The organism is Phenylobacterium sp. (genome assembly GCF_019636135.1).
Taxonomy (GTDB): Bacteria; Pseudomonadota; Alphaproteobacteria; order Caulobacterales; family Caulobacteraceae; genus Phenylobacterium.
In genome coordinates this window covers 11,973-32,251 of record NZ_JAHBYD010000041.1, presented here as the reverse complement: position 1 = coordinate 32,251, position 20,279 = coordinate 11,973, and the positions used below count along the sequence as shown (strand labels likewise).

General features: G+C 69.5%; 20 protein-coding genes. 11 read left to right on the top strand and 9 right to left on the bottom strand.

Annotation, left to right across the window (positions count from 1 at the left end):
- Window positions 1–1,750: primosomal protein N' (locus KF737_RS20940; RefSeq protein ID WP_296459950.1), on the top strand; the 1,750-nt coding region annotated here is incomplete at its 5' end.
- A 175-nt stretch (window positions 1,751–1,925) separates the two neighbouring features.
- On the opposite strand, the gene KF737_RS20935 is transcribed toward KF737_RS20940, so the two are convergent.
- A complete protein-coding gene (locus tag KF737_RS20935; protein ID WP_296459947.1) occupies window positions 1,926–2,699 on the bottom strand; it encodes a TerC family protein in 774 nt (257 codons plus the stop codon).
- A 501-nt stretch (window positions 2,700–3,200) separates the two neighbouring features.
- Here KF737_RS20935 and KF737_RS20930 point away from each other — a divergent pair.
- Both KF737_RS20930 and KF737_RS20925 read left to right on the top strand, forming a co-directional pair.
- Window positions 3,201–3,869 carry a CHAP domain-containing protein gene (locus KF737_RS20930; RefSeq protein WP_296459943.1) on the top strand — a complete coding sequence of 223 codons (669 nt, stop codon included), beginning with the start codon at window positions 3,201–3,203 and terminating at the stop codon, window positions 3,867–3,869.
- 187 nt (window positions 3,870–4,056) lie between these two features.
- On the top strand, window positions 4,057–5,271 hold the full coding sequence (locus KF737_RS20925; protein ID WP_296459941.1) for a pentapeptide repeat-containing protein: 1,215 nt from the start codon (window positions 4,057–4,059) through the stop codon (window positions 5,269–5,271).
- 61 nt (window positions 5,272–5,332) lie between these two features.
- Here the strand turns inward: KF737_RS20925 and KF737_RS20920 are convergent, their stop codons facing one another.
- Window positions 5,333–5,791 (bottom strand): DUF488 family protein, encoded by a 459-nt coding sequence (locus KF737_RS20920; RefSeq protein ID WP_296459938.1) that lies wholly within the window; start codon window positions 5,789–5,791, stop codon window positions 5,333–5,335.
- Window positions 5,784–6,398, bottom strand: a complete 615-nt coding sequence (locus KF737_RS20915; protein WP_296459935.1) for a TetR/AcrR family transcriptional regulator — start codon at window positions 6,396–6,398, stop codon at window positions 5,784–5,786. The genes KF737_RS20920 and KF737_RS20915 overlap by 8 nt, the downstream gene beginning before the upstream one ends.
- Before the next feature lie 156 nt (window positions 6,399–6,554).
- Between KF737_RS20915 and KF737_RS20910 the strand changes: the two genes are divergently transcribed.
- Complete coding sequence (locus KF737_RS20910) at window positions 6,555–7,427, top strand: alpha/beta hydrolase (protein ID WP_296459932.1); 873 nt, start codon at window positions 6,555–6,557, stop codon at window positions 7,425–7,427.
- Here the strand turns inward: KF737_RS20910 and KF737_RS20905 are convergent.
- Both KF737_RS20905 and KF737_RS20900 read right to left on the bottom strand, forming a co-directional pair.
- Window positions 7,416–8,324 carry an acyl-ACP thioesterase gene (locus KF737_RS20905; protein ID WP_296459928.1) on the bottom strand — a complete coding sequence of 303 codons (909 nt, stop codon included), beginning with the start codon at window positions 8,322–8,324 and terminating at the stop codon, window positions 7,416–7,418. The genes KF737_RS20910 and KF737_RS20905 overlap by 12 nt on opposite strands.
- Before the next feature lie 52 nt (window positions 8,325–8,376).
- A complete protein-coding gene (locus tag KF737_RS20900; RefSeq protein ID WP_296459925.1) occupies window positions 8,377–8,571 on the bottom strand; it encodes a hypothetical protein in 195 nt (64 codons plus the stop codon).
- Window positions 8,572–8,647: 76 nt separating this feature from the next.
- Here KF737_RS20900 and KF737_RS20895 point away from each other — a divergent pair, with 76 nt between their 5' ends.
- Window positions 8,648–9,472, top strand: coding sequence for a cytochrome b/b6 domain-containing protein (locus KF737_RS20895; protein ID WP_296459922.1), 825 nt, complete (start codon window positions 8,648–8,650; stop codon window positions 9,470–9,472).
- Window positions 9,469–10,263: a molybdopterin-dependent oxidoreductase gene (locus tag KF737_RS20890; RefSeq protein ID WP_296459920.1), complete on the top strand. Its 795-nt coding sequence runs from the start codon at window positions 9,469–9,471 to the stop codon at window positions 10,261–10,263. Before KF737_RS20895 ends, KF737_RS20890 begins: the two co-directional genes overlap by 4 nt.
- 2 nt (window positions 10,264–10,265) lie before the next feature.
- Here KF737_RS20890 and KF737_RS20885 read toward each other — a convergent pair whose 3' ends face one another.
- Together KF737_RS20885 and KF737_RS20880 are read right to left on the bottom strand one after the other, a co-directional pair.
- Complete coding sequence (locus KF737_RS20885) at window positions 10,266–11,057, bottom strand: phosphatase PAP2 family protein (RefSeq protein WP_296459914.1); 792 nt, start codon at window positions 11,055–11,057, stop codon at window positions 10,266–10,268.
- A gap of 198 nt (window positions 11,058–11,255) precedes the next feature.
- Window positions 11,256–11,942 (bottom strand): hypothetical protein, encoded by a 687-nt coding sequence (locus KF737_RS20880; RefSeq protein WP_296459908.1) that lies wholly within the window; start codon window positions 11,940–11,942, stop codon window positions 11,256–11,258.
- 241 nt (window positions 11,943–12,183) lie between these two features.
- Between KF737_RS20880 and KF737_RS20875 the strand changes: the two genes are divergently transcribed.
- Window positions 12,184–13,656: an N-6 DNA methylase gene (locus KF737_RS20875; RefSeq protein WP_296459906.1), complete on the top strand. Its 1,473-nt coding sequence runs from the start codon at window positions 12,184–12,186 to the stop codon at window positions 13,654–13,656.
- Window positions 13,657–13,765: 109 nt separating this feature from the next.
- A complete protein-coding gene (locus KF737_RS20870; RefSeq protein ID WP_296459904.1) occupies window positions 13,766–14,779 on the top strand; it encodes a hypothetical protein in 1,014 nt (337 codons plus the stop codon).
- Between the two features lie 125 nt (window positions 14,780–14,904).
- On the opposite strand, the gene KF737_RS20865 is transcribed toward KF737_RS20870, so the two are convergent.
- Both KF737_RS20865 and KF737_RS20860 read right to left on the bottom strand, forming a co-directional pair.
- The gene (locus KF737_RS20865; protein ID WP_296459900.1) at window positions 14,905–15,963 is read right to left on the bottom strand and encodes a deoxyhypusine synthase; all 1,059 of its coding nucleotides are present in this window, start codon (window positions 15,961–15,963) and stop codon (window positions 14,905–14,907) included.
- Between the two features lie 96 nt (window positions 15,964–16,059).
- Window positions 16,060–17,331, bottom strand: coding sequence for a type III PLP-dependent enzyme (locus KF737_RS20860; RefSeq protein ID WP_296459897.1), 1,272 nt, complete (start codon window positions 17,329–17,331; stop codon window positions 16,060–16,062).
- A gap of 276 nt (window positions 17,332–17,607) precedes the next feature.
- Here KF737_RS20860 and phnC point away from each other — a divergent pair, with 276 nt between their 5' ends.
- Genes phnC through phnE form a run of 3 tightly spaced genes read left to right on the top strand, consistent with a single transcriptional unit; the run spans window position 17,608 to window position 20,230 of the window.
- On the top strand, window positions 17,608–18,402 hold the full coding sequence (phnC, locus tag KF737_RS20855; RefSeq protein WP_296459895.1) for a phosphonate ABC transporter ATP-binding protein: 795 nt from the start codon (window positions 17,608–17,610) through the stop codon (window positions 18,400–18,402).
- Entirely contained in the window at window positions 18,399–19,424 is a 1,026-nt protein-coding gene (phnD, locus tag KF737_RS20850) for a phosphate/phosphite/phosphonate ABC transporter substrate-binding protein (RefSeq protein WP_296459892.1), read from the top strand. The genes phnC and phnD overlap by 4 nt, the downstream gene beginning before the upstream one ends.
- Complete coding sequence (gene phnE / locus KF737_RS20845) at window positions 19,421–20,230, top strand: phosphonate ABC transporter, permease protein PhnE (protein ID WP_296459889.1); 810 nt, start codon at window positions 19,421–19,423, stop codon at window positions 20,228–20,230. The genes phnD and phnE overlap by 4 nt, the downstream gene beginning before the upstream one ends.
- Window positions 20,231–20,279: the final 49 nt, after the last annotated feature.

Sequence of the window (20,279 nt, the reverse complement as noted above, 5' to 3'; positions counted from 1 at the left end):
GCCGATGCCGCCGGCCGAGCTCGCGCGGGCCGCAGGCGTGGGCGCGGGCGTCGTGAAGGGGCTGGTCGACGAGGGCGTGCTGGCGCTCGACCACGTCACCGCCGAGCAGCGCTTCGACGCGCCGGACCTGGCGCGGCACGGCCACGACCTCAACGCCAGCCAGGCGGCGGCGGCCGAGGCGATGACCGCCGGGCTGGGCGCGTTCGGCGTGACGTTGCTGGACGGGGTGACGGGCTCGGGCAAGACCGAGGTCTACCTGGAGGCGGCCGCCGCGGCCCTGGCGGCCGACCCGCAGGCCCAGGTGCTGATCCTGCTGCCCGAGATCGCGCTCACCCAGGCGGTGATCGCGCGCGTGGCGGCCCGGTTCGGCGCGCAACCCGGCGAGTGGCACTCCGACATCGCCCCGCCGATGCGCCGCCGCGTCTGGGAGGGCGTGGCGGCCGGGACCTGCCGGATCGTGGTGGGCGCGCGCTCGGCGCTGTTCCTGCCGTTCGCCCGGCTGAAGCTGATCGTCGTGGACGAGGAGCACGACGGGTCGTTCAAGCAGGAGGACGGCTTCATCTACCATGCGCGCGACCTGGCCGTGGTGCGCGGGCGGATCGAGGACGCCGCCGTGGTGCTGGCCTCGGCGACGCCCTCGCTGGAGAGCCTGCGCAACGCCGAGACGGGCCGATACCGCTGGCTGAAGCTGGCCGCCCGGCACGGGACGGCGCGGCTGCCCGACATCGAGTTGGTCGACCTGCGCGAGACGCCGCCCGAGGCCGGCCGCTGGCTCTCGCCGCCGCTGGTCGCCGCCATGGGCGAGACCTGGGCGCGGGGCGAGCAGACGCTGCTCTTCCTCAACCGCCGGGGCTATGCGCCGCTGGTGCTCTGCAAGGCCTGCGGCGAGCGGCTGTGCGCGCCCGACACGGATTCCTGGCTGGTCGAGCACCGCTACACCGGCCGCCTCGTCTGCCACCTGACCGGCTTTTCGATGCCGAAGCCGGCGGCCTGCCCGCACTGCGGGGCCAAGGACAGCCTGGTCTCCATCGGCCCGGGCGTGGAGCGGGTCGAGGAGGAGGCCCGCGCGCTGTTCCCGGAGGCGCGGATCGCCGTCTTCTCCTCGGACACGGCGTTCGACGCGCGCGAGGCCCGGCGGCTGGTCGAGACGATGGCGGCGGGCGAGATCGACATCCTGGTGGCGACCCAGGCGGCGGCGAAAGGGCACAACTTCCCGAAGCTCACTCTGGTGGGCGTGGTGGACGCCGACCTGGGCCTGCGGGGCGGCGACCTGCGCGCGGCCGAACGGACCTACCAGCTCCTGGCCCAGGCGACCGGGCGCGCGGGGCGGGCGGACCGGGCCGGCCGCGCGCTGCTGCAGACCTACGCGCCCGAGCACGCGGTGATGCAGGCCCTGGTGGCGCAGGACCGCGACGCCTTCGTCGCCGCCGAGATGGCCGAGCGGGAGCTGGCGGGCCTGCCGCCGTTCGGCCGGCTGGCGGCGGTGATCGCCTCGGGGCCCGACCCGGCCCAGCTCGAGGCCTTCGTGCGCGAGATGGCCGAGGCCGCGCCCAACACGCCCGGCGTCGAGGTCTACGGACCCGCCGACGCGCCGCTGGGCCTCGTGCGCGGGCGCCGCCGCAAGCGCTTCCTGGTCCGCTGCGACCGCGGCGTCGACCTTTCGGCCTACATGGCCGCCTGGCGCGCCCGGGTGAAGCCGCGCGGCCAGCTCCGCGTCGCCATCGACATCGACCCGTACAGCTTCCTTTGAGAGCTCTTCCCTCCCTTGATGGGGAGGGACAGGCGCCGCAGGCGCCAGGGTGAGGCAATCCGGTCCGGAACTCTGAGAGCGGAGATGAGCCAACCACCAGGCGCAGGCGTCCGGCCCACACTTCCTCACCCTGATCGCTTCGCGATCTGTCCCTCCCCATCAAGGGAGGGAAGGCTCAGTGCAGCGTCTTGTCCTCGACGGTCGCGCGCTGCCGCCGCGCCAGCATGTTCAGGGCCTCGACGCCGGCGGAGAAGGCCATGGCGGCGTAGATGTAGCCCTTGGGCACGTGCATGCCGAAGCCGTCGGCGATCAGCACCGCGCCGATCATCAGCAGGAAGCCCAGGGCCAGCATCACCACGGTCGGGTTCCTGTTGATGAAGTTCGCCAGCGGGTCGGCGGCCACCAGCATGATCGCGACCGTGGTGACCACCGCGGTGATCATGATCGGCAGATGGTCGGTCATGCCGACGGCGGTCAGGATCGAGTCGATCGAGAAGACCAGGTCCAGCAGGATGATCTGGAAGATCGCCGCGCCCAGGCCGGCGACGACCTTGCCCTTGGTGTCCATCACGCCGTGGGTCGCGCGGGTGTCGACCTTCTCGTGGATCTCGGTGGTGGCCTTCCAGACCAGGAAGAGGCCGCCGGCGATCAGGATCAGGTCGCGCCAGGAGAAGGCGGGGTCGATGTCGCCGGGCGGATCGAAGGGCAGGGTGAAGACCGGCTGGACGAGGCCGACGATGAAGGCGAGCGTCGAGAGCAGCCCCAGCCGCATGACCAGCGCCAGCGCGATGCCGATGCGCCGCGCCTTGGCGCGCTGATGCTCGGGCAGCTTGTTCGAGAGGATCGAGATGAAGATCAGATTGTCGATCCCGAGCACCACCTCCATCACGATGAGGGTGACGAGCGCGGCCCAGGCGGCCGGGTCGCTCACGAGCGCGGCGATGTCCATCAAGGTCTCCGAAACTCCCCTGCGGTCCTATCTAGGGGTTCGTTTTGCCGGAACCAGAGGTGGGCGCGACTCCGCGGCGCCGCTTTTTCGAGCAGCGGCGCCTGCGTTCAACGGTTCGTGAAGCCGGAAATTCTCCTCTTGCGCGAATTTCAGCCAAGCCTTGCCGACCGGCGGCGAGCTCTTATTTCGGCTTGTTACGAACGCGTGAGAAGCAGCTATCAAAAGAAAACCATCGGTTAACGCGCGATCGAATTCGAGGTTCGTACAGCTCAATTACGAGCTCCCACGGGAATGTTCGCCAATAGTTTTCTTGAACGTCGGGATTTGACTTTGCGAATTCGCAGATGTGCTCGCTGACGGCGGGCCTGGGGCGTCCACATGCCTGAGCCATCCTGTGGATAATTCACCTGCGACCGCTCGCCGCGCGGCGTAAACCCTCTTTTCACTCAAGCCGGATACGGTTACCCCTTCGCCTGGGAGTGTCGGGGAGTCACCGATCAGATGCTTAAACGGACGCGGGCCCTTCTGGGCGCCATGGCCGCCGCGGCGTTCGTCGCCTTCGCCCCCGGCGGAGCGACCGCCGATACCTATTGGCAGTGCGTTCCGTTCGCGCGCCTGATTTCCGGCATCCAGATCTTCGGCGACGCGTGGACCTGGTGGCAGCAGGCCGCCGGCAAGTACGAGACCGGCTTCTCGCCCAAGGCGGGCGCGGTGCTCTGCTTCAAGCCCACCCAGCGCATGCGCCTCGGCCACGTGGCCGTGGTCAGCCAGGTGCTGACCGACCGCGTGATCCAGATCACCCACGCCAACTGGAGCCCCATCGAAGGCTCGCGCGGCAAGGTGGAGAAGGACGTCACCATCATCGACGTCTCGCCGCAGGGCGACTGGAGCGAGGTGAAGGTCTGGTACGATCCGAACCGCGACCTGGGTGGCTCGACCTACGCCACCCACGGCTTCATCTATCCCGACGCCTCGGCGCGCATGCTGGCCGCCTCGGGCGTGACCCGCTTCCAGAACGGCGCGATCGCCGTGGCCCAGTCGGCCGCCAGCCAGATGGCCAGCGCGGTGCGTCCGGGCCAGGGCCCGATGAGCGTGCTGAGCCAGGCCGCGGACCAGACCGACCGCATCGCCGCCCTGATCGCCGCGGCGACGCGTCCCGACAACAGGTGAGCCTCTGCGGTTGACGCTCCGCCCGACGCGCGGTCACCGGACCGGGCGGGGACAGCGCCGCCGGTGGTCTGGCTCAGGAAGCGCGGCTGGCTCTGAGCGACCCAAGGTTGCGCTCAAGGTTTCATAAAGGACGTCGCGAAACCCATCCTTAAAGCGGCCGCGCCATGGTGAACGCGAAAAGCGCTCCATGTCGTCCGTACCCCAACAGCATCACACGGCGCTCGACGTCCACGCCCTGCGCGAGGCGCTCGAGGCCCACCAGCGCTACCTGGCCGGACGGTCGGGCGGACGGCGGCTGGCGCTGCACTATGCGGACCTCGCCAACTGCAGCCTCGAGGGCGTCGACCTGCGCGACGCCGACCTGACGGGCGCGCGGCTGGCCGGCGCGACCCTGGCGCGCTCGAACCTCTCCCGGGCGATCCTGTTCGGCGCCGACCTGCGCGAAGCCGACATGCGGCACGTGAACCTGAAGCGGGCCGACCTGCGCGGCGCCTGCATGCGCGGCGCGAACCTGGCGGGCGCCGAGCTCGCCGGCTGCGACCTGCGCGAGGGCCGCATCGCGCTCCAGGACAAGCTGGACGGCTTCCGCATCCTGCGCCACGAGCACCGGCCGGGCGAGCTGAACTTCGCCGTGCTGTCGGGCGCGAACCTGGCCGGCGCGCAGATGAGCGGCGCGGTCGCCATGAGCAGCGACTTCACCGACGCGAACCTGTCGGGCGCGGTGCTGGTGGGGGCCAAGCTGATGCGCGCGGTGCTGGACGGCGCCGACCTGTCGGGCGCGGACCTGGGCGGCGCCGACCTCACCGGCGCCTCGATGAAGCGCGCGGTGCTGAACGGCGTGAACCTGAACCAGGCGCGGCTGGACGACTGCGACCTGACGGGCGTGCTGCGCGCGCCGCCGCCGATCTTCTACGTCGACGACAAGTCGCTGACCGAGGTCGTGGCCGAGCACGAGGCCTTCTGCGACACCAACGGCCGCCAGGGTGCGGTGATGAAGCTCAACGAGGTCGACTTCCGGCCGCTGAAGTCGCTGAAGCGCCGCCGGCTCTCGGGGCTCTCGGCGCCCAACTCGATCTTCTTCGGCATGGACCTGGAGGGCGCGCAGCTCCAGGGCGCGGACCTGTCGGGTTGCGACTTCCGCGGCGCCAACCTGCGCGAGGCCGACCTGCGCGGGGCGCGCTTCACCCACGCCCAGCTTGCGCGGGCCGACCTGCGCGGCGCGAAGATGGGGCCGCTGGCCATCGGCGACAACCGCTTCGTCCGCACCGACTTCAGCCGCGCCTCGCTGCGCGGGGCCGACCTGCGCGGCGCGTCGGCCCCGCGGGCGCGCTTCCTGGAAGCCGAGATGGACGGCGCGCGCATGGCCGGCTGCGACATCGCCGGCGCCGAGCTGGAGATCTGATCCCGCGCCCGACCTTCCGATCCGTGCAATCCGCGGTTCCGGACGATCGGGCCCCGGCTTCCTAGAGCGTGGTCGGGTGGAGGTTCTCGACGGCGAAGTCGGCCGCCTCCCGCATGTGCTCGCAGACGATCGCGCGGTGGCAGCCGCGATGGTCGGCCTCGTAGCAGAGCAGGGCGGCCTTGCGGCCCCTGGCGATCTCGATGGCCTGGGCGAGCTGGAGCTGGGCGGCCGGTTCGGCCAGGTGGGCCTCGAAGATCTCGCGCATCTCGGCGGTCCTGCCCCGGCGGGCGGCCATCCGGCCCTCCTTCGGCGTGCCGAGCTCGCGCAGGTGGACGTAGTCGATGCCGGCGTCGTTCAGGCTCGACGACAGCAGGCCCTTGGAGAAGCCGGCGCGGCGCGAGGCGGCGACCGCGCGCACATCGATCAGCACCTCGACGCCGGCCTTCTTCAGCTCGTCGATGACCCTGGCCTGCGGGGCGCTCTCGTAGCCGATCGTGGCCAGCGGAATGGGCTTACACATGGCCCCTCATATGGGCGTCGATGAGCGTCTCCGCAGCACCCCGGGCCGCGGCCGCCGGCCCCTCCGCGCCGAAAAGCTGGCTGGTGACGTGGACGCCCTCGATGATCAGCAGGAGCGAGTCGGCCAGCTTCCTGGGCTTCCTCGCCCCCATGGCCCGGGTGAGGTCGCGCAGGCGTTCGCGCAGCTTCTCCTTGTGCTTCACCGAGACCTTGCGGCCGGGGTGGCCGGCCTCGGGATACTCGATCGCCGCGTTGCTGAGGCCGCAGCCGCGGTAGCCGCCCTTCAGCGCGCGGCCCGAGAGCGCGTCGATGTAGTCGAGGACCTGCGCCCTGGGGTCGCCCGGATGCGCGGCGGCCGCCTTCTCGAACCAGGACCAGGCGTCCGCGCTCCGGCCCTCCAGGTAGGCCGCGATCAGGTGGTCCTTGGATTCGAAGGCGCGGTAGAGGCTGGGCTTGGTGGTGCCGGCGCGGACGACGATCTCGTCGACGCCGACGGCCCGGGCGCCTTCGCGGTAGAAGAGTTCGCTGGCCGTGGCCAGGATGCGCTCGGCGGCCTTCGGCGCGGCGGCAGCCTTCGGCGGCGCGGCTTTCGTCGAGGTTCTGGACATGGCCTGGCCCCCTGACCGGTACGTATCCGGGACGCCCCGTACCGACCGGTCACATCCTAGCGCGAAGACGCCCTTTCGGCCAGACGACGCGCCGACCCGGCCGCGGCCGCCGGAGCCGCTTTCCTGCCTCCGCGTCACCGGGCTAAGAGCGGGGCCATGGATGCGATGGTCGAGTACGAGCCGCGGCCGCGGCGGGTGGGCCTTCCCGGGCGGGGCGGCGCGATGGCGGTGCTCGACTTCGGGCCGGAGGACCGCCCGGTCGACGTGGTCTTCTCGCACGCCAACGGCTTCAACGGCCGCACGTACCGCACGATCCTCGGCCCCCTGGCGCAGGACCATCGGATCCTGGCGCTGGACCTGCGGGGCCATGGCGCGTCCACGCTGCCCGCCGTGATCGAGGGCCGGCAGGGCTGGACGGAGTTCCGCGACGACCTCCTGGCGCTGCTGCGCGAAGTGGCCGAGACGCCCGTCGTCCTGGCCGGGCACTCCATGGGGGGGACGACCAGCCTTCTCGCCGCCGCCGCCGCGCCGGAGACGGTGAAGGCGCTGGCCCTCTTCGACCCCGTCATCTTCGACGCGGCCCTCGCCGCGCCGGACCTGATGGGCGACAATCCGCTGGCGCAAGGGGCCGATCGCCGTCGCGCCGTGTTCCCGGACAAGGCGGCGGCCCTCGCCGCCTATACCGGCCGCGGTGCGTTCCGGAGCTGGCGGCCCGAGCAGTTGGCCGACTACGTCGAGGCCGGCTTCGCGCCCACCGGGGACGGGCAGGTGACGCTGACCTGCACGCCGGCCTGGGAGGCGTCGAACTTCCGCATCCACAACTACGACCCCTGGGCGGCCTTCCGCGCGGTGCGCTGCCCGATCCGGATGCTGCGCGCCGAGTCCGCCTCGACCGCCCGGATCGACGACAACCTCGGCGACCTCGACGCCGTCGGCGCGCGGTGCGAGACCGTGCCGGGGACCACCCACTTCCTGCCGATGGAGCGGCCCGATCTGGTGCGCCAGGTGCTGCACGAGCTAGTGGGATAGTTCCGGGGTCCAGCGGGCCCTGGCGGCGGCGAGCTCCTCGTCGCTCATCGTGATCATCTTGCGGGTGGCGAGGTCGAAGGCGACCGAGATCGCCTCGGCGGTGGCCCAGGGCCGCCCGGTCGCGGGATCGAGCACCCAGTGGAAGATACGCTGGAAGCGGCCGTCGCCCCCCTGGAAGCCCGAGCGCAGCATCACCCGGTCGCCGGCGCGCGGCCAGGCGTGGTGGATCAGCCGGTACTCCAGCGCCGCCCCGCCACGACCGCCGGCGGTGGGCGCGGGACGCTGGCCCACGAAGAGGTGCGGCATCGCGGGCGACAGGCGCTGCATGACGCCCTCGGTGCGCAGGCGGCCGAACGCGTCGCAGTCCTGCGCCAGCACCGCGCCCAGGCCGGTGGCCGCCAGGCCCAGCGCCTCGGCGCGCGGGAGCGACGCCTGCGCGTCCACGGGCGCGAGCACGACCGAACGCGGGGCGCCGCCCTCCGGGACCTCGGTCCCCAGCGCCCCGGCCCGGGCGAGCACGCGGTCGGGCCAGGGGAAGGCGCGGCCTTCGCGGGCGGTGGCGTGGGCGACGACGGTCTGGAAGGTCGCGGCCATCTCGCCGGTCGGATGACGCATCACGAACAGCAGCCGCGCGGTGTCCTCGGCCATCTCCAGCACGCCGCCGGTCATGGAGAGCGGCGTGTTCATCCGCGCCTCGCGGAGGAAGCGGATGTACTGCTCGCGCACGACCAGGGTGGCCGGGGCGGCGGGCGCGAAGGCCTGCGGCAGGCCGAGCTCCGCGGCCATGACCGCCAGCGCCTCCATCGACTTGGCGACGTAGAAGCCCACGTTCAGGTGGCCCATGGCGTCGCATTCCCAGGCCGCGACGCTGCCCCGCCAGACTTCGATCTCCGCCAATGCGCCTGCTCCCCGGTCCCGCGCCGAGCTTACGAAGGCGTGGCCGCGGCGGCTAGCGCCCGGGCGGATCGCCGCCTTCGTCCACGACCTTCCCGGCCTCCTCCTCGAAGCTGCGGCCCTGCGGCGGCGCCTGGACCGAGTCGTCCTTCGAGGTCGAGGGATAGCGTTCGGGCTCGACCGTCTCGGACGCCTCGCCCGGGCGCGGCGTGCGGCGCGGCCGGCTGTCGGGATGGTTTTCGGCGCCCATGGCTCAGCTCCGTCTTGCCTGTCTCCTGCAAAGCGCGGCGGGATCGGGTATCGTTCCGCCAGTCAACGAGGAGCGCATGACCGGCAAGACCAAGGTGCTGATCCGCCGCCATTCCGTGGTGACGCGCATCACCCACTGGCTGAACGTGGCGGTCGTCAGCCTGCTGCTGATGAGCGGGCTGCAGATCTTCAACGCGCACCCGGCGCTGTACTGGGGCGCGAAGTCGACCTTCGCCGAGCCGTGGCTGTCGATGAGCAAGCAGGAGATCGGCGGCGAGGCGCACGGGATCACCACCCTGGGCGGCCTGACGTTCGACACCACCGGCGTCTTCGGCTGGAGCGGCAAGGCGGGCATGCGCGAGGTGCGCGGCTTCCCGGCCTGGGCGACGCTGCCGAGCTGGCGCGACCTGGGCAGCGGGCGGATGTGGCACTTCTTCCTGGCCTGGCTCTTCGTGGCGAACGGGCTCGCCTACTGGCTGTGGGGGCTGGCGGGCGGCCACATCCGCAAGGACATGCTGCCGACGCGAAGGCAGCTTCGGCTCAGCCACATCCTGCACGAGATCGGCACGCACGCGCGGTTCAGGTTCCCCAAGGGCGACGAGGCGCGATCCTACAACGTGATCCAGAAGTTCACCTATCTTGCCGTGATCGCGGTCGTCCTGCCGCTGATGGTGGTGACGGGGCTGTGCATGTCGCCGGGGTTCAACGCCACGGTCCCGTGGCTGATCGACCTGTTCGGCGGGCGGCAGGGCGCGCGGTCGGTCCACTTCATCTGCGCCGGCCTCATCGTCGCCTTCGTGCTGGTGCATGTGGCGCTCGTGATCGTCTCCGGGGCCTGGAACAACATGCGCGCGATGATCACCGGCAAGTACGCCATCGAGACGGAGCGGGAGGCGGCATGAGCACGGACCGCCGCCATTGGCTGAAGGGCGCGGGCGCCGCGCTGGCGGGCCTGTGGCTCGCGGCCTGCGACAAGCTCACCCAGGACCCAAGGGCGGTCCGCGTGCTGCGGCGGGCCGAGACGCTCACCTACCGCGCCCAGCGCGCCGCCACCGACCGCAGGGCGTTGGCGCGCGAGTTCACCGTCGCCGACATCTCGAAGGACTTCCGCGCCAACGGCTCCACGCGGCCCGACAGCGAGGCGTACCAGGCGATGCTGGCCGACAACTTCGCCGACTACCGCCTCGTCATCGACGGGCTGGTCGAGCAGCCACGCCGGTTCTCGCTGGGCGAGATCCGCGCCATGCCGGCGCGCAGCCAGATCACCCGCCACGACTGCGTCGAGGGCTGGTCCTCGATCGGCAAGTGGAAGGGCGCGCGGCTGGGGCCGCTGCTGGACCTGGCCGGCCTGAAGCCCGCCGCCCGCTACGTCGTCTTCCACTGCGCCGACACGCTGGAGCAGACGCTGGACGGGACCGGCCAGTACTACGAGAGCATCGACCTGATCGACGCCTACCATCCCCAGACCATCCTGGCCTACGAGATGAACGACGCCACCCTGCCGGTCCGCCACGGGGCGCCGCTGCGCCTGCGGGTCGAGCGGCAGCTCGGCTACAAGCAGGCCAAGTATGTGATGCGCATCGAGGTGGTGGACCGCCTCGACGGCGTCGACGAGTCCGGCCGGACGCGCCTGGGCCGCGGCCGGGGCGGCTACTGGCCCGACCGCGGCTACGAGTGGTACGCGGGCATATAGCCTCAGTAGAGCGGCGTGGCGATCAGCTCGGCCTCGGCGGCGCACTTGGCGGGATCGGGCTTCGCGCCCGTCTTGCGGAGCGCGTCCAGTTCCTTGCGCGCGGCCTCGACGTCCTTGCGGAACTCGGCCTTCCCATGCAGCGCGGCCACCAGCACCGAGGCGTTGGCCCAGCCCATGTGGGCCGCGCTCATGTTGTGGACGCCGCAGACCAGCCGGCTTTCGCCGAACGCGCGGGCGCGGCTCATGATCTCGGTCGCGCGGTCGGGCGCCAGTTCGGCCAGGACCAGGCCCGCCGACCAGCCCCAGGTGTTGTGGCCCGACGGATAGTCCCAGCTCCTGGCCAGGCCGGCGGTCTTGGCCACGCAGATGTTCCCCTCGTCGATCAGGTAGGGCCGCTGGCGCTTCGCCTGGTCCTTCGCCTTCCGGGTCACGAGGCTGGAGTCGCGCCCCACGCGCAGGAGCAGGCGGAAGGTCTGCGGCGCCGTCTCGGCGGTCAGCTCGACGCCCACCGCGCACGACTGCCCGTGGATGGCGTTGATGCTGGAGTCGTCGGCCTTGGCCATGTCCCAGCGCGGCGTGCCCTCCCACTTGCGGGTCTGGAGGTAGACGGTGCGGTCGGCCTCGTAGCGGGTGGTCCCGGCGACGGGCGCGGGCGGCAGGACCCGGAAGGTGTCGAGGTCGGCGTCGCTGAGATAGGGCTGCGGCGGGGCGGGCGGCGTCACGGGCTTCGGCGCGGGCGCCGCGCCCACGCAGGCCAGGGCCGAGACCGCGGTCACGAACAACTTCAGGCGCATCGCAAACTCCCTCCACACCACGCGAGCCGCGTGTGTCGCAAACACCGCCCGGCGTTTCAACCGCCCGCGTCGGCTCCCGCGGCGAAGCCGCAATGAAATGAACCACGGATTGCACGGATTACACGGATGCCTTGCGGCGCCCGCGCCCATCCGTGAAATCGGTGAAATCCGTGGTTCTTCTGAAGGGCGCTTCGCGCCTCAACTGGTGTCGTCGTCGCATTCCCAGGAGGGGAGGTCGATGGGCGGGGCCAGGCGGCCGTTGAAGGGGTCGGGGTTCGGCTGGGGTTCGCCGGATGGCCGGGCCACGGCGTCCACGCCCTCCGTTTCATCGTCCTCCGCCTCGTCTTCCCCCGCTTCGTCTTCCCAGGCCTCGTCATCGCCCCAGAAGTGGCGGAAGCTGGACGGCCGGTGGCGCAGGGATGCGGGCACATAGGGTCCGATCGCCTCGCCGGTGAGGCCCAGGAGGCCGGCGATGCGCTCGACCTGGGCCTCGACCGGCTCGTCGGCGAACCCGTCCAGCAGCGCCTCGGCCTCCAGGCGTTCGCGCAGGTCGGCGGTGGCGGCCTCGGCCTCCATGGGCCGCATCTGCGTCCAGATCATCCGGTCGAGCGTCCCGGCCAGCCGAGCCTTGCGGGTCGCGACGGCCTTCTCGGTCAGCACCGCCGCGTCGCGGCCGGCGTCGCGGGCGAGCTTCGTCTCCAGCGCGATGGACATGCGCAGCACCCGCCCGGCCTTGCTCAGGGCCGAGATCAGCGCGCAGAGCTCCGCGGCGTCCTCCGTCGCCTCGATGGCCCCGTGCGCCTTCTCCGCCGCATGCATCGCAATCGCCTGGAACCGGGCGAGATCGCGCGCGTGCGCTTCGGCTCTGTCGGTCGGTGTGCTCACGGGGCGAGTGGAACACCCATCTACGTCAGAAGCGGTCGTTTGGGGCGCCGCGTGCGAGATTTCGGGGAGGCGGCATTGGCGGGGACAGGGATGCCCGTCCGGCAGCGAGGCGATGCACGCACTGCCGTCGCGATGAGCCAACGCTGTCGGTCGACCCGCAGCCTTAAGCTGGCGTCACAACAATGTTCCCTGTATGTTCATTGTTGAACGCGTTCAGAGACACACTCTAGGCTCCGCCGCCGTGGGGATTCATTCGCCAGTTCTTTGCCAGAAGCAGTCCGGCGCATACTTCACGCCGGGCGATGTGGCGCGCTCGCTTGTGGCTTGGGCCGCGCGGTCGCAATCAGACCGATTGCTGGATCCTTCATGTGGCGATGGCCAGTTTCTATCGGCCCATCACAACTCGGTGGGGATCGAGCAGAATCCCCATTCGGCGCAGTCTGCCATTGCTGCAGCTCCGGGAGCGCTCGTTCACGAAGGTGACTTCTTCGCTTGGGCGGCGGAAACCCATGAGCGCTTCGAATGCGCAGCCGGGAATCCTCCCTTCATCCGCTATCAGACATTCAAGGGTGAGGTCCGCCGAAGGGCTCTGGAACTTTGCGCGCGAGCTGGCGCCGAGTTCACCGGCCTAGCGTCTTCATGGGCGCCGTTCCTGGTGGCGACCGCCGCCCTATTGAAGCCGGGTGGTCGCATGGCCTTCGTCGTTCCGGCAGAGATCGGGCATGCGCCCTACGCAGCGCCTCTGCTGGAATACCTTGTGGGCTCGTTCACGACCGTCCACCTCATCGCTGTCCGCGAGAAGCTCTTCCCGACCCTGTCCGAAGACTGTTGGCTCCTCTACGCTGACGGACACGGAGGCGCTGCCGAACACATCGACCTGACGGTCTGTGACAGGTTCAAACCAAGCCAGGCGCGACCGAAGCCGACAGTTCGGGTGGACTTGGCCGAGTGGCGCACGCTCTGGTCGCGCAGGCTGCGGCCGTACCTTCTACCCACCGAGATCCGCTCGCTCTACAGCCTTGCGGTCGGCCATCCTGCCACCAGACGGCTTGGTGACTTCGCGACTGTCGGCATTGGCTACGTCAGCGGCGACAACGACTTCTTTCACCTCCGGCCATCAGAGGCAAAGCGCTGGAAGATTCCGACCCCGTTCTTGCACGCGAGCTTGCGAAATGGGCGGTCGATGCCCAGCGGTCAGATCACTCGGGCCACCGTCAAGAAATGGACCCGCGCTGATGACCCAGTGCTTCTCCTCCGGCTGACCCGCAATCAAGAGTTGCCAGCGAGCGTCCGCGAGTACCTCGACAGTAGCGCCGGACGCGCAGCGCGCGGCGGCTACAAGTGCCGCAACCGGACTCCGTGGTACGCCGTGCCCGATGTCCAGGTGCCAAACTACGTCCTTAGCTACATGGCCGGACGGTCGGCGAACTTGGTACGCAACGTCGCCGGGGTGACCTGCACGAACAGCGTGCATGCCGTCAGGGTTCACGATCATGCCGCGGCGACCAAGCTGCTGCCCCAGTGGTCAAGTCCGTTCGTACGACTTAGCTGCGAGCTGGAGGGGCATGCGCTCGGCGGCGGCATGCTGAAACTGGAGGTGCGCGAGGCGACGCGAGTGCTATTCCCCCCGGCCTGCATTGCCGACAATGCCGACGCCGACGCCTTGGAGGATGGCATCCGTACACTCCACCGCTGGAGGCACTATGCGAATTGATTGGGGGTGCCGACGCCTGCAGCCTGCGCTCTCCCGGGGCGCGGACGCGCGACGAGAAGCACGTCAGGCGCAGGCGATGACTGCCGCCATCGAAATGTGAGGCCAGCCGTTGGCGACCAAACCGTCCCTGAAAGCTGAAGCCTGGCCGATCTTCGACCACATCGTGGCTGACGCGGCTCCTGATGGCGTGCACACCAATCCGTGGATCGTCGCGGACGGCCAACTGCATTTTGAGCCAGACTACGAAACGCTTCAACGGCTGCTTGGCGTGCCCCTCCATCTCAAGGCGGGGACGCAGTCCGGGGTTCCGGCGCTCGCCCTCGACGTATGGCTCAGCTACGAGCTTCGCAGAGCAGGATTCGAGCAAGATCAAGTATGGCCCAGGCCGACCAACCCTCGCATTCTCCCTGCCTCGGTAGCCGCTTTGATCGATAGTCTGCCGGGAAAGCTCAAGGCGGATGTGGGAAGCCGCGTATCGAGAGCTGGGTCGATCACCCGCGTTACCGCGGCGTCCGCTGCGATTCTGGGAAAGAATTACCTCAAGCAAGTCGATGTAATCATCACGGACTGGGCGACTGGCCCCGAATTGCTTATCTCCACGAAGCGGATGGACTCCTCCTATGGCAAGAACGCGCCAAACAGGGTCGAGGAATCCTACGGTGATGCGAAGAACCTACGGCTGCGGCACCCGCTCGCCGCCCTCGGATTTGTCTTCGGCCTGCGCTCCGACATTTTGACCAAGGAGCCTAGGACTGCGGATTGGCTGTTCGACCTGTTGGCCAAGCTTGGGCGAGAAGACGACGCCTATCACGCCACGTGCCTGATCTTGATGGAGTACGGAGATGAGGCCGCATTGCCTGACGGGGGCTTCGAAGCGCGCCAAGGCGGAATACTAGACCCAGGCCCTGAGTCCGAAGATGACGACGAGGACGCGCCTGCAGTGGTCCCGGAGTCCGCCATCGTCTCAGTTATCAAGGGCCTTCCCCAGGTGACGATTAGACGAGACAAAATACCGCCAGATCTTGAGCCTGGTCGCTTCCTGTCTGCGATGGTTACGCGAGTTCTCAACACTACTCCCGTGAACATGCACGAGGAGGCGCGGCGCCGCCGCGCCTCTACCTAGGCTAAGCCTACGCTTGGAGCTCTGCGCCCACCGCGGGAGGGGTGTCGCCGGCGCACTGGTTCAGACCCAGCGTGTCTGCCTGGCCGCACCGCCCATGGGGCGCTCTACCGGGCAAGGTTGGCCGCCTACGCCTTGAGGAACAGGTCCGCCCAGCGGGGCTTCTTGCGGGCCTTGTGGCTGCCGCGGTGCCAGGCGTCGGAGGCGATGAGGGGGACGACGGTGGTGGCTTCGGCGAAGACCATCTGTTCCCAGGTGACGTCGACCTTGCCCCAGGAGCAGGCCTCCTTCAGCGTCGAGGACGAGCAGGCGCCGTCGCGCACGTCGGCCACGGTGATCTGCACGGCGTACTTGTGCATGTCGACCTCGTGGCCGAGGATCTCGGCGCAGACGACGGTGTCCTGCGCGAAGTTCTTCGGCACGCCGCCGCCCACCATGAAGAGCCCGGTGGCGCCGGCCTTCAGCTTGATCTCGGTCAGCTCGCGGAAGTCGGCCACGGCGTCGATGGTGAGGTAGGGCTTGCCGGCCTTCATGCGCTCGACCTGGTGCTTCACGAGGCCGAAACCGGCCGATGAGTCGACGAACGCCGGGCAGAAGATCGGCACGCCCTCGCGGTAGGCCGTCTCGACCAGGCTGCCCTCCTTCTTGGCGTTGCCGGCGGCCAGCCACTTGCCCATCTCGTGGATGAACTCGCGGCTGGAGTAGGGGCGCGGCTCAAGGAGTTCGCACAGCGCGTAGATCGTGCCGTCGCAGTTCTGGAGCTCTTCCTCGTCGATGTAGGTGTCGTAGATGCGGTCGATGTACATCTCGCGCAGCTCACGGTCGTCGACGGTGGAGTCGGCCTGGTAGTGCTTGAAGCCGAGGGCTTCGAAGAAATCCATGTCGACGATGGAGGCGCCGGTGGCGACGATCGCGTCGATCATCCCGTGCTTCACCATGTCGCGGTAGATGTGCATGCAGCCGCCGGCCGAGGTGGAGCCGGCGAGCGTCAGCCAGGTCGAGCAGTTGGGGTCTTCCAGGCTCATCGACCAGATGTCGGCGGCGCGCGCGGTGTCGCGGCTGGTGAAGCTCATCTTGCGCATGGCGTCGATCACCGGGCGGGCGTCGTACTGGTCGATCGCCACGTGCTCGACGGTGTTGGCCAGCAGCTCGGCCTTGCGGTTGGTGTTCTGAACGGGAGCGTTCATCGTCGGGTTTCCCTCTCGAAGTTGACGCCCGTCCAAATAGAGAGGCGCGACCGGGACGGAGCGACCGGCCGCGCCTATAGCATTTCCGCGACAGATTTAGCGCCGGCGGCGCTTCTTCCCTGCCGCGCCCTTCGGGCGGCTCAGACGGACAACCTTCCGCTCCTCGGCCTGTTCCTCGCGGGGCAGGCGGATGACGCGTCCGGCCAGGCCGAACATCGAGGCCATCGGGGCGTCCTTCACCTCGACGATCTCGGCTTCGCCGAACCCGTTGAAGTTGGTGCTCATGGCGACGCCGTAGGCGCCGAGCATGCCGATCTCGATGTAGTCGCCCTCGCGGATGTCGTCCGGCAGCCAGAACGGGCCCGGCATGTGGTCGATCGAGTCGCAGGTGGGGCCGTAGAAGCGGAACGGCTTCAGCGGGCCTTCCACCTCGTGGGCGTCGTCGCCCTCGCCGCGGTACAGCTTCACCGGGAAGGGCCACTTCATGTGCGCCGCATCGAACAGCGTGCCGTAGCTGCCGTCGTTGAGATAGAGCGCGTCGCCCTTCTTCAGCTCGACCTTGGTCAGCACCGAGGAGGCTTCCGCCACCAGGGCGCGGCCCGGCTCGGCCCACAGCTCGGTCTCCTCGTGGACCGACATCTCGGCGAAGCCGCGCTGGATCGAGTCGACGTAGTCGCCCATGTCGGGCGGGATCATGCCCGGGTAGATCGACGGGAAGCCGCCGCCCACGTCGACGATGTCGACCATGACGCCGGCGCGCACGATGGCGCGCTGCGCCTGGGCCATCGCCGCCTGGTAGGCGGTGGGGCGCATGCACTGGCTGCCGACGTGGAAGCTGACGCCCATCTTGCCCTGGGTGGCGCGCCGCGCGGCCAGCAGCAGGGCCGGGGCCTCGTGCAGGTCGACGCCGAACTTGCCGGCCAGCGAGTAGGATGCGCCTTCGGCGACCACCGCCAGGCGGACGATCAGGGTCAGGTCCTGCGCGCCGCCGGTGGCTTCGAGGATCTTGCCGAGCTCCTCATGGGTGTCGAGGGCGAAGGTCTTCACGCCGAAGCGGTGGTACGCCTCGGAGATCGCCTTGCGGCTCTTCACCGGATGCATGAACGCCATCCGCGCGCCCGGGGCGGACTGCGCCACGAGCTCGATCTCGCGGATCGAGGCCACGTCGAACGAATTCACGCCGTTCTTCACCAGGGCCTCGATGACCCACGGCGAAGGGTTCGCCTTCACAGCGTAGAAAACGTCGCCTTGAAACTTGTCCTGGAACCAGCGCGCCGCTACCGCCACCGCATCCGGTCGCGCAAAGGCGACGGGACGCTCCGGTGACCGCTCACGGACCAGGTCCAGGGGCGTATGGTACGTATGCACCTCACGCAACCCCCAACGGATTGTTGAACCCAGACCGGCGTTAGCAGCGCTTTTGAGGACATCGGGTCCGCCGGAAGGCGCGCAAATAGGGCCTGCCGACGGGGATGTAAAGCGTTCGTGTGTGCGGCGCGTGCGCGCGAGGCTGCCTGAAGGCGGGGCGGCGCCGTACCGGGCCGTACCGACAGGGCTTTCAATGTCGCCGCCGCGCTGGACCGGGAGCCGGGCGGCGTGCCATGAAGCCGGGGTTTGCTTGACGGGAAAGCTCCGACCGCCTCCATGACCGACGCCGCCGTTCTGTCCATACGGAACGCCTCCAAGACCTTCGGCCAGCGCCGCGCCCTCGACGGCGTCTCGCTCGACGTGGCGAAGGGCGAGATGATCGCCCTGATCGGCCCGTCCGGGTCGGGCAAGTCCACGCTGCTGCGCTCGATCAGCGCGCTGCAGACCATCGATCCCGGCCCCGGCGAGATCGTCGCCTTCGACGGCCACGTCCAGAAGGACGGCAAGATCGACCCGAACGTGCGCAGGACCCGCACGCGGATCGGCATGATCTTCCAGCAGTTCAACCTGGTGGGCCGGCTGTCGCTGTTCACCAACGTGGCGCTGGGGTCGCTGGGCCGGATCGGCTTCTGGCGCGCGGCGCTGGGCCTCTGGCCGGCCGAGACCAGGCAGGCGGCCATGGCGGCCCTGCACCGCTTCGGCCTCTCGGAATACGCCGGCCAGCGGGCCAACACGCTGTCGGGCGGCCAGCAGCAGCGCGCCGCGATCGGCCGCGCCCTGGTGCAGAAGGCCAAGATCATCCTCGCCGACGAGCCGGTGGCCAGCCTTGACCCCGTCGCGGCGCGCCGCGTGATGGAGATCCTGCGCGAGCTGAACCAGGCCGACGGCCTGACGGTGATCGTCACCCTGCACCAGGTCGACTACGCGCTGCGCTACTGCGAACGCGTCGTGGCCCTGAAGGCCGGCCAGATCGTCTACGACGGTCCCTCCGGCGGCCTGAAGCGCGACAAGCTCATCGACATCTACGGCCCCGAATTCGAGGACGTCTTCTGGGAAGGAGCGCCCACATGATCCGTCGCACCCTCATCCTCGCCGCCGTCGCGGCGCTCAGCCTGGCCTCGTGCGGCAAGCCCGCCGAGAAGGCCGCCGCCGGCGGCACGCCGGACGAGCTCACCTTCTCGATCCTGTCGGCCGAGAACCAGTCGTCCATGGAGCCCCTCTGGGCGCCGCTGCTGGCCGACCTCTCGGAGTCGATCGGGGTGAAGGTGAAGCCGTTCTTCGCCACCAACTACACCTCGCTGGTGGAGGCCATGCGCTTCAACCAGGTGCAGATGGGGTGGTTCTCGGCCTCGCCCGCCCTCTCGGCGGTGAACCGGTCGCAGGGCGAGGTGCTGGGCCGCGTGGTCGACGCTGGCGGCGACGCCACCTACAAGTCGATCATCATCGTCAGGAAGGGCAGCGGCGTCACGCTCGACAAGCTGCTCGCCTGCGACAGGAGCCTGTCGTTCGGCATGGGCGACACCCAGTCGACCTCGGGGACGCTGGCGCCGCTCACCTACCTCTTCACGCCGAAGGGCGTGGAGCCGAACAAGTGCTTCAAGGCCGTCCGCGCGGCCAGCCACCAGGCCAACTCGTTCTCGGTGGCCAACGGCGTGCTGGACGCGGCCACGAACAACTCGGTCGGCCTCGTCTTCTTCAAGCGCCAGAGCCCTGAACAGGCCGGCAAGCTGGAGGTGATCTGGGAGAGCCCGCCGCTGCCGGAAAGCTCGATCGTGGTGCGCAAGGACCTCGACCCGGCGCTGAAGGAGAAGATCCGCCAGTTCTTCCTGACCTACGGCACGGGCGCGGACGCCAAGGCCGAGAAGCAGCGCGAGGTGCTGAAGGGCCTCGCCTACGGCGGCTTCAAGCCGGCCGACAACAGCTACCTGAACCCGGTGCGCGAGATGGAGGCCAGCGAGGAGCTCGCGGCGGCCAAGCGCGGGAGCGACAAGGCCAGGATCGCCAAGGCCCAGGCCGAGTACGACAAGGTGAAGGCCGACATCGCCCAGGCCCAGGCCATCGAGCCCGCGACCGCCCCCGAAAACGCCCAATGAGCCTGCCTGCCGCCGCCACGGCCGTTCCGCCGCCGCCGCAGAAGACGTTCATGCAACGGCTCCCGGACCTGCTGGTCTGGGGCGGGGTGATCGCGCTCCTGCTGATCGCCTTCGGGCCGGCCGAGATCAGCAAGCTGCCGCTGCTGTTCGCCCGTTCGGAGAACATGCAGACGTTCGCCCGGGAGTTCGCCCACCCCGACTGGACCGACTTGAAGCTCTACGTCGGCCAGATGTGGCTGACGATCCAGATCGCGCTCTGGGGCACGGCGCTGGCGATCCTGCTGGCCGTCCCGCTGTCGCTGCTGGCCTCGCGCAACATGACCTCGGCCTACGCCCAGTGGCCGATCCGGCGCGTGCTGGACGTGATCCGCTCGGCGCCGGACCTGGTGATCGGCACGGTCTTCATCGTGGCCGTGGGGCCGGGACCGTTCGCGGGCGTGATGGCGCTGGCGGTCAACACCTCGGGCGTGCTGGCCAAGCTGTTCTCGGAGGCCGTGGAGTCCATCGACCGCGGGCCGGTCGAGGGCGTGCGGGCCACGGGCGCCAGCAAGCTGCACGAGATCATCTGGGGCGTCATCCCGCAGGTGGCGCCGCTGTGGACCAGCTATGCGCTCTACCGCTTCGAGTCGAACAGCCGCAGCGCCACCGTGCTGGGCCTGATCGGCGCCGGCGGCATCGGCCAGCTCCTGTTCGACAGCCTGAACGGCTTCGCCTACGCGCGCACCGCCGCCATCGTGGTGGTGATCATCCTGGCCGTGACGCTGATCGACATGCTGAGCCAGGCGATCCGCAGCCGGCTGCTGTAGCGACCATCCCTCCCCTTCAGGGCAGGGCCATCGCATATGGATGCGGATG